This is a genomic window from Terrabacter sp. 2TAF16 (assembly GCF_052115065.1).
GTDB lineage: Bacteria > Actinomycetota > Actinomycetes > Actinomycetales > Dermatophilaceae > Terrabacter.
On the sequence record NZ_JBFRFZ010000006.1, the window covers coordinates 264,141 to 277,470 of the forward strand.

The following is a 13,330-nucleotide window of genomic DNA, read 5'->3' on the forward strand; positions in this document are numbered from 1 at the left end:
TGCGGCCCGTCCCGAGGGCGGCGCCCGGTCCGCGCCCGGTCCGCGCCGGGCCGGCGCCGGGTCAGCGCCGGGTCAGCGCCGGCCACCCGACGGCATACGGCAGCATGGGGGCGTGAACGCGCAGCCCGTCATCGACCCTCTCGCCATCGCCGCCCTCGACACCGAGCGGCACGTCGCGGCCTCTGGCTGGGACCAGCCCGCCCGGCTCTTCGCGCTCGTGCGCACGGCTGACCTGCTCGAGCGCGAGCCGCAGCTGCGCGACCAGATGGGGCCCTCCGACCTCGCTGACGGCGCCCTGACCGCCATCGAGCAGGAGGGTCTGCCCACGACGAGCTCGCTCGAGACGCTGCTCGGCCGGCTCGCCTGGCCCGACGAGGTCGACGGCTGCGCCTTCGCGATCGAGCGCATGGTCGTGCCGCCGGAGGCCGAGCGCGAGCTGCCCTCCCGCGGCGACGACGCCGTCGACCACCTCGCGGCCCATCCGGACCGCAAGGACGTGCGGCTCGTCGTGGCCGTCCTGCGCGACGGCACCTCGATCTGCCTGCTGCGCCAGCGCGACCACGACTCGGACGACGCCGTGGCGACCGGCAAGGACATCGCGCCCGGGCTCGTCGAGGCCCTCAAGGCGACCTTCGAGGACTGAGCCGCCTGAGGGCTCACTCCCGCGACGTCAGCAGCGGGGCAGCGAGCCCGTCTGGCCCTTGGCGATGGCCTCGACCGCGGTGCGAGCCTCGTCGAACGTGCCCACCTTGAAGACGTCGAGACCGTCGGGCACGTGGCCCACCACCTCGTTGCAGTTGTCGGCCGGGGCGAGGAAGTAGGCGGCGCCGTCCGAGCGGGCACCGGCGAGCTTCTGGCGGATGCCGCCGATGGGGCCGACCTTGCCCTCGTCGTCGATCGTGCCGGTGCCGGCGACCTGGTGACCCCCGGCCAGCGGGCCGGGCGTCAGCTTGTCGTAGATGCCGAGGGAGAACATGAGTCCCGCGGACGGACCGCCGATGGCGCCGGCATCGATGGTGACCTTGGCCGGGAAGTCGTGGTCGAGCCCGAGGAGGACCCCGAGTGCCGTGCGGCCACCCTGGCCCTCGACGGTCGGGACGTCGACCGTCACCTCCTTGCCGCCGCGCGTGACCGTGAGGGACACGCTCTCGCCGGGCTTCTTCTTCTGGAGGGCGTCGCGCAGGGCCTGCGTCGTCGTCACGGGCTCGCCGTCGATGCTGACGAGACGGTCGCCGACCTTGAGCAGACCCTTGGCCTTCGACGAGTCGGTGATGCCGGCGATGGCGACGTGGGTCGGCACCTGCTTGCCGATCGCGCGCAGCGCGACGGCCGTGGCCTCCTCCTGCGAGCCCTCCATCTGGACGGCGTTCGCCTCGGCCACCTGCTCCTGGGTGACCTGCGGGTCGAAGACGTCGTCGACGGGGAAGACGTCTCGGGCGGGGTCGACCCACGCCTGCAGGATGTCCCACGCGTCGACGGGGTAGCCGGGTCCGCCCTCGACGCGGACCGTGGTGAAGCGCAGCGCGCCGTCGGTCGGGTAGGTCGGCAACCCCGAGATCGCGATGATCGGCTTGTTCTGGGCGCCGGACGTGCCGAGGGTGTCCTGCGTGGGCCCGGGGCTCATGACGGCATACGGCAGGTGGACGACCGACCCCACGACCATGAGGACGAGGATGACGAAGAACGCCGCCAGGACCGCCTTGTTGCCGCGGGTGAGCCTGCCGGTGTCCTCACCCTCGAGCACCTCGGCACGAGTGGGCAGGTCGGTACCGGTGGGCTGCTCCGGCACGCGCTTGATCGTCCTCACGGCAGGCCGACCCACTCGTCGGCGCCGTCGGCGAAGCGCTGGTGCTTCCAGATCGGGATCGTCGCCTTGAACTCGTCGATGAGCTCGCGGCAGACGTCGAACGCCTCGCCGCGGTGCTCGGCGCTGACGCCGACGACCACAGCGACGTCACCGACCTCGAGGTGACCCACCCGGTGGACGACGGCCAGCCGCACGGAGCGTCCATCGGCCGCGAGACGGTCGGCGAGCGCACGGGCCGCCTCGGCCGCCTGCGGGTGCACGGAGTAGTCGAGGGCGGACACCGTCTTGTCCGCGGTCTGCTCGGCGACGTCGCCGGCGGGCCCGTCGTGGTCGCGCACGGTGCCGACGAAGAGGCAGACGCCGCCCGCCTTGGGCGAGGAGACGCTCGTGAGCACCTCGTCGACCGACAGAGGTGTCTCACGGATCTCGGCAAGGGTGACCGTCACGCCCGCAATCGTATGCCGCCGCGCGGGCCCCCGCGTTCCGCGCCCGCGCCCGTGCCCGCGCCCGTGCTCGCGCCCGTGCCCGGGGTGGGGAACCAACGAGGTCGATCCGTGGTTGTCTTGGTGTACGGCCAGACGGCCGGCAGGAGATCCGTTCGAGTGGGGATGAGCAGGCATGGCCGACGACCGTGGACGCGGTGACGACAACCACAGCGACAAGGACGACGTGTCCGGCGAGGACCAGGGCGACGCGGGCCAGCAGGGCGACGCCAATCAGGGCGACGCCGGCCAGCAGGGCAACACCGGCGACCAGGTCGGCCCGCCCGGTGCGGGCCGGGCGCCCGGCGAGTCCCCCTTCGGCCTGCCGCTGAACCGGCCCGGCGGCGGCTCACCCGGCTCGGGAGCCGGCCCGGCTGGCTTCGGCAGCGGCTTCGGGGGCGGTTTCGGGGGCGGCTTCGGTGAGGGCTTCCCCGGGCTGCCGGACCTCGGCGGAATGGACCCGTCCGACCTGGGGGCCATGCTCGAGAAGGTGCTCGGCGAGGCCGCCGACAACCCCGAGCTGGCCGAGGTCATGAAGAGCATGGGGGTCGACCCCACCGACCCCGCGACGCAGGCGGCGATGCGGGCCCAGCTCGGCACCTTCATGGCCGCCCAGGAGTCACCCACGGGCTCGCGCGACATGGCCACCGAGGTCGCCCGCCGGCACGTGATGGCCGCGCAGGGCAACGACGTGCACGACGAGGCCGCTGCCCGGGCCGTCGCCGACGCCGTCGCCGTCGCGACCCTGTGGCTCGACGAGCAGACGACGTTGGCCTCCCCCGCCTGGCGTGCGACCGGCCTGAGCCGCGCCGAGTGGGTCGAGGCGACGATGCCGCGCTGGTTCGAGCTCATCGAGCCGGTCTCCGACGGCGTCACCGCCGCGACGTCCGACGCGATGCGCAAGCAGGTCGGCGAGCTCGGCCCGGAGGCTTTCGGCGAGGCCCTGCCCGAGGGGCTGCCGGAGGGCTTCGACCCGCGGCAGATGGTCGAGCAGTGGGCGCCGATGCTCGGCAACCTCAGCCGCCAGATGTTCTCGGCCCAGCTCGGCCAGGCCGTCGGCACGCTCGCCACCGAGGTCGTGACCGGCACCGAGGTCGGCCTCCCCCTCACCGAGCCGGGCGTCGTCGCCCTGCTTCCCGGCAACGTCGCCGAGCTCGCCGAGTCGCTCGAGATCGACATCGCGCAGGTGCGCCTCTACCTCGCGGTCCGCGAGGCGGCCCGCGTCCGCCTCTTCTCCGAGGTGCCGTGGCTCGGGCCACAGCTGCTCTCGGCGGTCTCCGACTACGCCCGCAACATCACGATCGACACCGACGCCATCGAGTCGGCCCTGTCGACGATCGACCCCTCGGACCCCGAGGCGCTGCGCACGGCCCTGCAGGGCAACCTCTTCCGGCCGCAGCCGACCCCTGCCCAGCGCGCGGCCCTCGACCGGCTCGAGACGCTCCTCGCCCTGGCCGAGGGCTGGGTCGACCACGTGACCGACCGGACGACGGCCCGGCACCTGCCGCTGTCGGCGGCGCTGGCCGAGACGATCCGCCGGCGTCGGGTGGGCGGAGCGGCTCAGAAGACATTTGCCGGGCTCGTCGGGCTCGAGCTGCGCCCGCGCCGGCTGCGCGACGCCGCGAACCTCTGGGCCGCGCTCGAGAGCGCCGGCGGGGCGACCCTCCGCGACGGCCGCTGGGCCCACCCCGACCTCGCCCCCACGTCGGCCGACCTCGACGACCCGATCGGCTACGTCGAGCGGGCGACCGGCACCTCCGCGGCGGGCGCGCTGCCCAAGGGCGGCGACAACCTGGGCGCGGACCTCGACTCCGTGCTCCAGGGCATCCTCGAGGAGGCCGACCGCGAGCGCGGCACCGACAGCGGCACCGACAGCGGCACCGACAGCGGCACCGATACAGGCACCGACACGGGCACCGACACGGGCACGGCCACCGACGACGACGACGGCGACACCAGTGGCGACACCAGTGGCGACACCGGCGCCGGCCCTCAGCGGTGACGGGGGCGCACCGCCCGCCGGTGCCGCGGGACCCGCGCGGGTCCGGCGAGCCCCTCGAGGGGCCGAACGCGGCCGCCTGGCGCCGGCTGCACGACGACGCCGTCGCACGGCTGGAGTCGTGGGCTGCGCCGGACGAGCGGCAGGAGCGCCTGCGCGGGGAGTTCCTCGACCACCTCCACGCCCATCCGGCGGCGATGAGCAAGGCCGGACCGCCGGCACACCTCACGGGCAGCGTCATCGTGCTCGACGACGACGGCGACGCCGCGCTGCTGACCCTGCACCGCCGGGCGCGGGCGTGGTTCCAGTTCGGGGGACACTTCGAGCCCGGCGACGCGTCGGTGTGGCACGCGGCCACTCGTGAGGCGCGTGAGGAGTCGGGCATTGCGGACATCACGGCCTTTCCGGAGATCGCGCAGCTCGATCGACATCTTCTTTCCGGAGATTTCGGCACGTGCCGTGAGCACCTCGACATCCGCTTCGCGGCGCGCACCCCCAGGTCGGCCGAGTCGGCTGTCAGCACCGAGTCCTTCGACGTCCGGTGGTGGCCGGTGGACGCCCTCCCCGAGGGGACACGAGAGGACCTGCGCCCCCTCGTGGACGCCGGCCTGAGGCTGCGCCACCGCTGACCCGACGCCCGTGACGCGAGCCGGCGTCACGGCATACGCGGTCGTACGCCGTCAGGCGGGGCGCGTGGTCGGGCTCACTCGTCGCTGAGGTCGAGGCCGGCGCCGGCCGAGACGCCCTGGAGGTAGCCGCGGGCCCGCTCGAGACGTGGGTAGCCCTGCAGCAGGGCCCAGAACTCCGGGCCGTGCCCGGGCTGCAGCAGGTGGGCCAGCTCGTGGAGCAGGACGTAGTCGACGACCCAGCCCGGCATGCCACGGAGCTTGTCGGACAAGCGAATCGAGCCCTCGGCCGGGGTGCACGAACCCCAGCGGGAGTTCTGGTTGGAGACCCACCGCACGCTCGCCGGAACGGCGCGCCCGCCGAGGTGCTCGCGCGACAGGGCGAGGGCGCGCTGCTCGAGGTCGCCGTCACTGCGCTGGCGGCGCTGCTCGGACGCGGCGACCCGAGCGACCATGGTGCGCACCCACTCCCCTTCCTCGGCGCGGCTCATCCGCGCCGGGACGAGGACGACGAGGCGCCCCTCCTGGCGGTAGGCCGACACGGTGCGGCGACGCTTGGCGCTGCGGCGGACCTCGACGGTCACCCCGTCGACCACCGTGTGCACCACCTCACGTCGCACCGTCGCCATGAGGGCAGGGTAGGCCAGCGTGGGGACAACGCCCCGGAGCACGGGCCCGACACGGCCGCGCTCGCGCGTCATACCTCATCGCGGACGGGCGCGCCAAGCGGGGATGAGCATGATTTCGTGCTCAGCGTGCTCTAGGGTTGAACGAGTCGAGGCACCCGTCGGATGGGTGCCATCTACAAGGAGACATCAATGGCTGACGAGACCTACAAGGGCGAGTTCTACTGCGTGAAGTGCAAGGAGAAGCGCGAGGCCGAGGGCAAGGTTGTCGTTTCTGACAACGGTCGTCGCATGGCCAAGGGACAGTGCCCCGTCTGTGGCACGAACCTGAACCGCATTCTGGGCAAGGCCTGACCAGGTCGCGGCGGCGTCGCTGACGCCGCAGATCGAGGGGGCGGGACCACACGGTCCCGCCCCCTCGCGCGTACCCCCCACGAGCCGGCCCGCGGGCCGGCTCAGGCCTCGCCGACGCCCGACCGGAGACGTCAGGTCCTCGGGCCGCCGTCAGGGGCTGTGGACGACGAGCACCGCCGCACCCGGGCGGCTGCGAGCCTGACGACCGAGGGTGGCGCACGCTGGTGGCGCCACCGGGTCTGGAGGTCCGATGTCCGCTGCTGCCGTCCCACCCCACCCCCGCGTGCCCGTCTGGCTGCGTCCGCTGACGAGACGACGCGGCGAGGTCCAGTTCGGCGTGCTCCCGGGCGGTCCTGTCGTCACGGGGGTCAGCGACACCGAGGCCGCCCTGCTCGCCCGTCTCGACGGCGCCCTCCCCTTCGTCTCGACCGAGCGCGTGGCGGCCGACGCTGGCATCGCTCCCGCACGATGGCGTGCGCTGCTCGAGCTCGTCGCCGAGCTCGGCGTGCTCACCGACCGGCTCCCGGCGGGGGTGTCCTCGTCCGGCTCCGGTGCCGCTGCACGCGCCAGCGCCCCCGGGCGGGTCGTCGTCGACGGCTGTGGCCACGTCGCCACCGACATCGCCGAGGCACTGGCGCACGCCGGCACGACAGTCGTGCACGGCCGGACCGCGGTCGACAGAGCGGTCGCCGCGCCGCTGCGCCCACGGCCCGACCTCGTCGTCCTCGTGGGGTCGCCCGTCGTCGACCCTCGTCGTGGCGACCTCTGGCTGCGTCATGGCGTCCCGCACCTGCCCGTGGCCCCGGCCGGGCCCCGTACGGTGATCGGTCCGCTCGTCGACGGCTCCCCCGGCGCGCCGTGCCTCTGGTGCCTCGACCGGCACCGGGCCGACCGCGACGACGCGTGGCCGACGCTGATGAGCCAGGCGACGCCGACACGGGCCCTCGCGCCGGCCGGGTCGCCCGAGGGCGAGCACGACGGCCTCGTTCCGGGTCTGTCCCATCTCGTCGTCGGCAGCGTGACCCTCCTCGTGAACGGGGTCCTCGAGGGCCACCCTCCCCCGCCCGGGGTGTCCGTCGAGGTGAGCCCACCGTGGCCGCGGATGGACCACCGACGCTGGCCGTCGCACCCGCTCTGCCCTGCGCACCTTGCCTCAGGCGGCACGAGCGGCCCCGGCCGCGCGTGGACTGGCACCGGGGACGCGTCGCTCCGCCGCGGGGCGTGACCGACGCGGGGCCAAGGCTGGACAGATGGTCGGGCACACCTGCCCGGGCGGGTACACATAGAGTCGAGGGTGGGCCCGATCCGCCGCCGCGCGATGTTGTCTCGTTCACCAGCGCCGGACCGACCACTCGCGCCCGCACGAGACCGTCGACCCGCCCGAGGAGGTGCGCCGTGACCGACCTGCCACGCAAGGCCGTCGTACGCTCGGCCAAGCTCGCCTCGGTGCCACTCGGCTTCGCCGGTCGGACCGCCCTCGGCCTCGGCAAACGGCTCGGTGGTCGCCCGGCGGAGATCGTGGCCGCGGAGCTGCAGGCCCGCACGGCGCAGCAGCTCTTCCAGGTCCTCGGCGAGCTCAAGGGCGGCGCCATGAAGTTCGGGCAGGCGCTCTCGATCTTCGAGGCCGCGCTGCCCGAGGACCTCGCCGTGCACTACCGGACCATGCTGACCAAGCTGCAGGACAGCGCCCCGCCGATGCCGACCACCTCCGTGCACGGCGTGCTCCGCGCCCAGATGGGCACACGGTGGCGCAGCAGGTTCGAGTCCTTCGACGACCACCCCGTGGCCTCCGCATCGATCGGGCAGGTGCACCGGGCCGTCTGGAAGGACGGTCGCGACGTCGCGGTGAAGATCCAGTACCCGGGCGCCGGCGCCGCCCTGATGAGCGACATCCGGCAGATCAGCCGGGTCGCCAAGGTCGCGGCGAGCTGGGTGCCCGGCATCGAGCTCGGCCCGATCCTCGACGAGCTGCGCGACCGGATGGCCGAGGAGCTCGACTACCGCCTCGAGGCCGAGTCCCAGGCGACCTTCGCTGCCGCCTTCGACGGCGACCCCGACTTCGCCGTGCCGCACGTCGTCGACGGCCGCGAGCACGTCATCGTCTCGGAGTGGCTCGACGGGCTCCCCCTCTCGCGGATCATCGCCGAGGGCACCCAGGAGCAGCGCGACACCGCCTCGCAGCTCTACCTGCGCTTCCTGCTCGCAGGGCCTGCCCGAGCCGGGCTGCTGCACGCCGACCCGCACCCCGGCAACTTCCGCATGACGCCCGACGGGCGCCTGGGCGTCATCGACTTCGGAGCCGTGAACCGGCTCCCGAACGGCATGCCGCCCGAGATCGGGCCGCTGCTCACCACCGGCCTCGAGGGAAGCGCCGAGGACGTGCTCGAGGGTCTGCGCGGGATCGGCTTCGTCAAGGACAACATCGACCTCGACCCTCAGCGGCTCCTCGACTACCTCGAGCCCTTCATGGCGCCGTTCCGCACCGACACGTTCACCTTCAGCCGGGACTGGCTCCGGGGCGTCTTCGCGCACATCAACGACCCGCGCCAGCCCAACTACGCCGTCGCCTACAAGCTCAACCTGCCGCCCGAGTACCTCCTCATCCACCGGGTGTGGGGTGGCGGGATCGGCGTGCTCAGCCAGCTCGGCGGCACCGTCCACGGGCGCGCCATCGTCGACGAGCTGCTCCCCGGGGCGGACCTACCGCCCGTGGGCGACGCCGACTGACGCACGCCATCGACGGACGATCGCCCGGACGGTCGCGCTCACACGGCCTTGCTCGTCACCACCAGACGGGGTCGAGCTTGCTCTCGATCGAGCGGAGGTTCTCGCGGCTGCATCGCTCGCAGGTCCAGGTCGTGCGCCCGGCGTCGCTGCCTCGGCTCCACGTGAGCCGGGCTGCCGACTGGTCCTCGGGCCGCGGGGTCGTGCCGCACCCGGAGCAGACGAGGGACTCGTCACTGGCTGCGGCGTTGGTAACTGGTTCGCTCGCCGCTTCGGTAGAGGTGTTCACGGGGTTCTCCCTTCTCCTTCTTCGAGTATCCGCCGACGTGGGGGTGGTTCGTGGCGCCACGCGGGATCTCGGCCCGGGCAAGGAGGGGGCTGGGCACGGGGTTCAGGAGCGGGGCGAACGGCCCCGAACGTGCGGAACCGCGGGTGACGTGCGCGTCACCCGCGGCTCGCTCACTCGATTCAGTTGTCCTGCAACGCGCCTCGTGGCGCGGTCGTTCACTTCTGGCTGTGGCGTCGACTGGCGCGGATCTCCTGGGCGATCAGCCGGGCGCTGCGACGGATGCCGCTGCGTTCCTGGCGCTGACTGCGCTGGTTGATCCGGTCGCGAGCCAGCATCTCGAGCTGGTTCATGACGATCTCCTGGTCTGGGATGAAAAGTGCTGGTGGTGGGCGTGGGCGTCTGGGTCATGCGTGGTCACGCAGGCTCAGGCAGCCACGGGGTGCTTGCGCGGACGGCCGCGTGGCCGCTTGCGAGCCACGATGGCGCCCTGGACGAGCAGCTGCCCGCCCCAGACTCCCCACGGCTCCTGGCGCTCGAGGGCGCCGGCGAGGCACTGGACGCGCGCCGGGCAGAGCCCGCAGAGCGTCTTGGCGAACTCGACGTCCTCGGGTCGCTCGGCGAACCAGAGCTCCGCGTCGTAGTCGCGGCACGGAATGGTCTCGCCGACCTGCTCCGCCTCGGTTCTCATGTCGATCAGTTCGCTCAGCTGCATCGTTCTCACCTCCGTCTCCTGGGCGCCCGTGGCGGGGTGCCCCTGCTCTCTCGTGTCTGGCTTGGTCCGCAGGCCTGCACCGGTGGTGCGGGTCTCGGTCCTGCTGCTCGGCATCCGGGGAGTCATCTGTGTCCCTGATCTGTCAGGCACCCGGTCGGGTGCTCATCTGTCGGTGTCGGTTGGTGCGGTGTGGGAGCGGCATTCGGCCGGGGAACTCCCCCGGGTAACACGAAGGCCGCGGACCCGGTGATGTCGGGTTCGCGGCCTGGAGGTGAGGCTTCGGGTCTTGTCAGACCGGTGGCCTCCCAGAACGGGAGCGAACGACATCGAGGGTCTTGTAGGCGGGGGCGGACGTGAGGCCGGTGACCGAGACGTCTCCCTGGATCGGGGCGCGGAAGTCGGCGACACGGCCGCCCATGACGGCGGCGATGGACACAGTGGTCCCCTGCTCCGGAGCGCGCGTGGCCGCCAGGCGGACATCGCCGGTGGTCGGCCGCAGACGCACGGAAAGGACGCAGGAGACTGCGCTCATCGTCATCGTGGTGTTGTCCATCAGGCCGACCTCCTCACTTCTGCTCACGGGCCCCAGCTGGCCACCGAGACCACTGGGCTTGACTTCGTCAAGGGTACGCGTGCGCCTCGCGGGCGAACAACTGATTTAACGAAGTTTTCCGAACTTATTTTGGGCCACTGCGTCTAACCCGCGGATTCCTTTGCCGCAGAACGGCTTTCGATGATTTCTTGCGGGTCGGCACCGGCCAGGATGGCAAGGACGTCGCTGCCGTACTGCTCGAGCTTGCGCGCGCCGACGCCGCTGATGACCGACAGACGACCCTCGTCGGAGGGCGCGTCCTCGGCGATCGCGGTGAGCGTCGCGTCGGTGAAGACGACGAATGCCGGCACGCTCGCCTCGCGCGCGACGGCAAGGCGCCACGTGCGCAGCCGCTCGAACGTCGCCTCGTCGTAGGTGGGCGGACAGTCGTCGCAGCGGCCGGTCTTGCGCTGCGCCGCGGACACGAGCTCGGCGCCGCAGCCGCGGCAGTGCGCGCGGGGTGCCACCTTCGGCGCGGACCGCTTGGACCCGCCCGACCTCGCCTCGCTGCGGGCGCCCTGACCGAGGATGTCGGCCGCCGGCGCGAGGAACCTCGAGACGCGGCGCGTGGCCCGGGCTCCCGGCGTGCGCGCGCCGGACCACGACAGGAAGAGCTGTCTGCGGGCGCGCGTGAGCCCGACGTAGAGCAGGCGTCGCTCCTCCTCGACGGCGTCGGGACCCTCGGCCATCGAGATGGGCATGAGGCCGTCGGAGGCGCCGACGAGGAAGACGGTGTCCCACTCCAGGCCCTTGGCGGCGTGCAGGCTGGCGAGCGTCACGCCCTGCACGGCCGGCGCGTGCTGCTCGGCCGCCCGCCGCTCGAGCTCGGCGACGAGCTCGGGCAGCCGGGCGTCGGGGGCCGCTGCCGCGATGTCGTCGGCGAGCGTCGCGAGCGCGGTCAGCGACTCCCACCGCTCACGGGTGGCTCCGCTGCCCGACGGGGGCTGATGCGACCAACCCGCGCCGGTGATGACGTCGCGGGTGATCTCGCCGAGCGGCTTCTCGCCGTCGTCGCTGCGGGCGGCGCCGCGCAGCAGCAGGACCGCATCGCGCACCTCCTTGCGAGCGAAGAAGCGGTCGCCACCCCGCACGAGGTAGGCCACCCCGGCGTCGGTGAGAGCCGACTCGAAGGCCTCGGACTGGGCGTTGGTGCGGAAGAGGATGGCGATCTCGGCCGCCTGGTGCCCGCCGGCGACGAGCGTGCGGATGCGGTCAGCGACGGCGGCAGCCTCGGCCGGGTCGTCGGGATAGCTCGTCAGCTCGGGCGCGGGACCCGGGTCGGACTGTGCGAGGAGGCGCACCGCCCCGTCGCGCGCTGCCTGGGTGCCGGACGCGACGATGGTGTTGGCGAGCCCGACGATCTGCGGTGTGGAGCGGTAGTTGCGCACGAGACGCACGACCTGCGCCCCCGGGAAGCGCTGGGGGAAGCCGACGAGGTGTCGCGGGCTGGCCCCAGTGAAGGAGTAGATCGTCTGGGCGGGGTCACCGACGACGCAGAGGTCCTTGCGCTCCCCCAGCCACTGGTCGAGGAGCCGCTGCTGGAGGTCGTTGACGTCCTGGTACTCGTCGACGACGAACTGGCGGTACTGGCCGCGGACGGTTCGGGCGATGTCCTCGCGCTCGTCGAGGATGCCGACGGTGAGGAGCAGGACGTCCTCGAAGTCGATGACGCCGCGACGCTGCTTGACGTCCTCGTACGCCTCGAAGAGCCGGGCCATGGCGGTGAGGTCGAGGCCCGGGGGCTCGCGTCGCTGCTCACGGGCGCGGGCGGCATACGACTGCGGCGTCAGGAGGTTGACCTTGGCCCACTCGATCTCGGCGGCGAGGTCGCGGACGGTCGTGCGGTCGAACTGCATGCGCAGCCGGCTCGCCGCCTCGGCGACGGCCGCCGCCTTGTGGCTCATCACCTCGGGGGCCGCGCCGCCGATGGCCTGCGGCCAGAAGAAGTGCAGCTGCCGGAGCGCGGCGGCGTGGAAGGTGCGGGCCTGGACGCCCTGCACCCCGAGCCCGCGCAGGCGCGTGCGCATCTCCCCGGCGGCGCGGGCCGTGAAGGTCAGCGCGAGCACCCGCTGCGGCTGCTGCGCACCCGAGTGGACGGCATACGCGATGCGGTGGGTGATGGCGCGCGTCTTGCCCGTGCCCGCACCCGCGAGGATGCACAGGGGGCCCGGCGGGGCCATCGCGACCTCGCGTTGCTCCGGGTCGAGCCCGGCGAGGATCTCGTCGGCGGACGGTACTGCGCTCAGGAGCGATCACCCTTCGAGGCGGCCAGCACGCTCGCGGCGTGGTCCGGCACGTAGTTCTGCTCGTGCTGCGGCGGGCGCTCGTAGCCGCGCGGAGCGGGGCGCTTGGGGACGGGCGGCACGACGGGCGCGACCGCGGCGTGCGGGATGGAGCTGAGCAGGTGGTGCATGACGTTGACCCGCGAGCGCCGCTTGTCCTCCGACTCGACGACGTGCCACGGCGCCCAGTCGGTGCTCGTCGCGGCCATCATGATGTCCTTGGCCTCGGAGTAGTCCTCCCACCGGGTGATGGACTCGAGGTCCATCGGCGAGAGCTTCCACTGGCGCATGGGGTCCTTGGCGCGGCTGCGGAACCGGCGCTCCTGCTCGACGTCGGAGACGCTGAACCAGTACTTGCGCAGGATGACGCCGTCATCGACGAGCATCTGCTCGAAGAGCGGGGCCTGCTCGAGGAACCGGGCGTACTGCTCGTCGGTGCAGAAGCCCATGACCCGCTCGACGCCGGCGCGGTTGTACCAGGACCGGTCGAAGAGCACGACCTCTCCGGCCGCGGGCAGGTGGGCGATGTAGCGCTGGAAGTACCACTGTGTCTTCTCGCGATCGGTCGGGGCCGGGAGGGCCGCGATCCGGGCGACGCGAGGGCTGAGGTACTCGGTGATCCGCTTGATCGCCGATCCCTTGCCGGCGGCATCGCGCCCCTCGAAGACGACGACGACCCGCTGACCCGTCGAACGCACCCACTCCTGGAACGCGACGAGCTCGGCCTGCAGCCGACGGACCTCGGTCTCGTAGACGTCGAGGTCCATCCTCGGGGATCGTTTTGCGCCGCGCTTGGCCATGGGGTCATCCTTGCACCGAGGGACGACGCCCGTGGGA

15 protein-coding genes are annotated in these 13,330 nt (G+C 72.7%); 6 read left to right on the top strand and 9 right to left on the bottom strand.

Features of this window, described 5'->3' with window-relative positions; all coding sequences use genetic code 11:
- Window positions 1-112 precede the first annotated feature (112 nt).
- Window positions 113-643: a PPA1309 family protein gene (locus tag AB4Z14_RS10020; RefSeq protein WP_082588521.1), complete on the top strand. Its 531-nt coding sequence runs from the start codon at window positions 113-115 to the stop codon at window positions 641-643.
- A 27-nt stretch (window positions 644-670) separates the two neighbouring features.
- Here AB4Z14_RS10020 and AB4Z14_RS10025 read toward each other — a convergent pair whose 3' ends face one another.
- On the bottom strand, window positions 671-1,789 hold the full coding sequence (locus AB4Z14_RS10025; protein ID WP_442275069.1) for a YlbL family protein: 1,119 nt from the start codon (window positions 1,787-1,789) through the stop codon (window positions 671-673).
- 14 nt (window positions 1,790-1,803) lie between these two features.
- Window positions 1,804-2,253 carry a molybdenum cofactor biosynthesis protein MoaE gene (locus tag AB4Z14_RS10030; protein WP_442275070.1) on the bottom strand — a complete coding sequence of 150 codons (450 nt, stop codon included), beginning with the start codon at window positions 2,251-2,253 and terminating at the stop codon, window positions 1,804-1,806.
- Window positions 2,254-2,425: 172 nt separating this feature from the next.
- Between AB4Z14_RS10030 and AB4Z14_RS10035 the strand changes: the two genes are divergently transcribed.
- Complete coding sequence (locus tag AB4Z14_RS10035; protein WP_442275071.1) at window positions 2,426-4,291, top strand: zinc-dependent metalloprotease; 1,866 nt, start codon at window positions 2,426-2,428, stop codon at window positions 4,289-4,291.
- A 20-nt stretch (window positions 4,292-4,311) separates the two neighbouring features.
- Complete coding sequence (locus AB4Z14_RS10040; protein ID WP_442275072.1) at window positions 4,312-4,917, top strand: NUDIX hydrolase; 606 nt, start codon at window positions 4,312-4,314, stop codon at window positions 4,915-4,917.
- A gap of 74 nt (window positions 4,918-4,991) precedes the next feature.
- Here the strand turns inward: AB4Z14_RS10040 and AB4Z14_RS10045 are convergent, their stop codons facing one another.
- A complete protein-coding gene (locus tag AB4Z14_RS10045) occupies window positions 4,992-5,543 on the bottom strand; it encodes a YgjP-like metallopeptidase domain-containing protein (RefSeq protein WP_442275073.1) in 552 nt (183 codons plus the stop codon).
- Between the two features lie 189 nt (window positions 5,544-5,732).
- Between AB4Z14_RS10045 and AB4Z14_RS10050 the strand changes: the two genes are divergently transcribed.
- The 3 genes from AB4Z14_RS10050 to AB4Z14_RS10060 all read left to right on the top strand — a co-directional run bounded on the left by AB4Z14_RS10050 (window position 5,733) and on the right by AB4Z14_RS10060 (window position 8,621).
- Window positions 5,733-5,894 carry a DUF5679 domain-containing protein gene (locus tag AB4Z14_RS10050; RefSeq protein ID WP_020143053.1) on the top strand — a complete coding sequence of 54 codons (162 nt, stop codon included), beginning with the start codon at window positions 5,733-5,735 and terminating at the stop codon, window positions 5,892-5,894.
- Between the two features lie 250 nt (window positions 5,895-6,144).
- Window positions 6,145-7,119 (top strand): hypothetical protein, encoded by a 975-nt coding sequence (locus tag AB4Z14_RS10055; RefSeq protein ID WP_442275074.1) that lies wholly within the window; start codon window positions 6,145-6,147, stop codon window positions 7,117-7,119.
- A gap of 170 nt (window positions 7,120-7,289) precedes the next feature.
- Window positions 7,290-8,621 (top strand): ABC1 kinase family protein, encoded by a 1,332-nt coding sequence (locus AB4Z14_RS10060; protein ID WP_442275075.1) that lies wholly within the window; start codon window positions 7,290-7,292, stop codon window positions 8,619-8,621.
- A gap of 55 nt (window positions 8,622-8,676) precedes the next feature.
- Here the strand turns inward: AB4Z14_RS10060 and AB4Z14_RS10065 are convergent, their stop codons facing one another.
- The 6 genes from AB4Z14_RS10065 to ppk2 all read right to left on the bottom strand — a co-directional run bounded on the left by AB4Z14_RS10065 (window position 8,677) and on the right by ppk2 (window position 13,293).
- Window positions 8,677-8,907, bottom strand: a complete 231-nt coding sequence (locus AB4Z14_RS10065; RefSeq protein ID WP_442275076.1) for a hypothetical protein — start codon at window positions 8,905-8,907, stop codon at window positions 8,677-8,679.
- A gap of 215 nt (window positions 8,908-9,122) precedes the next feature.
- Window positions 9,123-9,257, bottom strand: coding sequence for a hypothetical protein (locus AB4Z14_RS10070; protein WP_278247775.1), 135 nt, complete (start codon window positions 9,255-9,257; stop codon window positions 9,123-9,125).
- 74 nt (window positions 9,258-9,331) lie between these two features.
- On the bottom strand, window positions 9,332-9,619 hold the full coding sequence (locus AB4Z14_RS10075) for a WhiB family transcriptional regulator (RefSeq protein ID WP_020143058.1): 288 nt from the start codon (window positions 9,617-9,619) through the stop codon (window positions 9,332-9,334).
- Between the two features lie 289 nt (window positions 9,620-9,908).
- On the bottom strand, window positions 9,909-10,172 hold the full coding sequence (locus AB4Z14_RS10080; protein WP_056824147.1) for a hypothetical protein: 264 nt from the start codon (window positions 10,170-10,172) through the stop codon (window positions 9,909-9,911).
- A gap of 143 nt (window positions 10,173-10,315) precedes the next feature.
- Window positions 10,316-12,430, bottom strand: coding sequence for an ATP-dependent DNA helicase UvrD2 (locus AB4Z14_RS10085; protein WP_442275378.1), 2,115 nt, complete (start codon window positions 12,428-12,430; stop codon window positions 10,316-10,318).
- Between the two features lie 23 nt (window positions 12,431-12,453).
- A complete protein-coding gene (gene ppk2 / locus AB4Z14_RS10090) occupies window positions 12,454-13,293 on the bottom strand; it encodes a polyphosphate kinase 2 (RefSeq protein WP_442275077.1) in 840 nt (279 codons plus the stop codon).
- Window positions 13,294-13,330: the final 37 nt, after the last annotated feature.

Coding starts and splice junctions, on each gene's coding strand:
- AB4Z14_RS10080 (WP_056824147.1), bottom strand. CDS start 10,172: ATGGACAACACCACGATGACGATGAGCGCAGTCTCCTGCGTCCTTTCC.
- AB4Z14_RS10075 (WP_020143058.1), bottom strand. CDS start 9,619: ATGCAGCTGAGCGAACTGATCGACATGAGAACCGAGGCGGAGCAGGTC.
- ppk2 (WP_442275077.1), bottom strand. CDS start 13,293: ATGGCCAAGCGCGGCGCAAAACGATCCCCGAGGATGGACCTCGACGTC.
- AB4Z14_RS10055 (WP_442275074.1), top strand. CDS start 6,145: ATGTCCGCTGCTGCCGTCCCACCCCACCCCCGCGTGCCCGTCTGGCTG.
- AB4Z14_RS10070 (WP_278247775.1), bottom strand. CDS start 9,257: ATGAACCAGCTCGAGATGCTGGCTCGCGACCGGATCAACCAGCGCAGT.
- AB4Z14_RS10050 (WP_020143053.1), top strand. CDS start 5,733: ATGGCTGACGAGACCTACAAGGGCGAGTTCTACTGCGTGAAGTGCAAG.
- AB4Z14_RS10045 (WP_442275073.1), bottom strand. CDS start 5,543: ATGGCGACGGTGCGACGTGAGGTGGTGCACACGGTGGTCGACGGGGTG.
- AB4Z14_RS10035 (WP_442275071.1), top strand. CDS start 2,426: ATGGCCGACGACCGTGGACGCGGTGACGACAACCACAGCGACAAGGAC.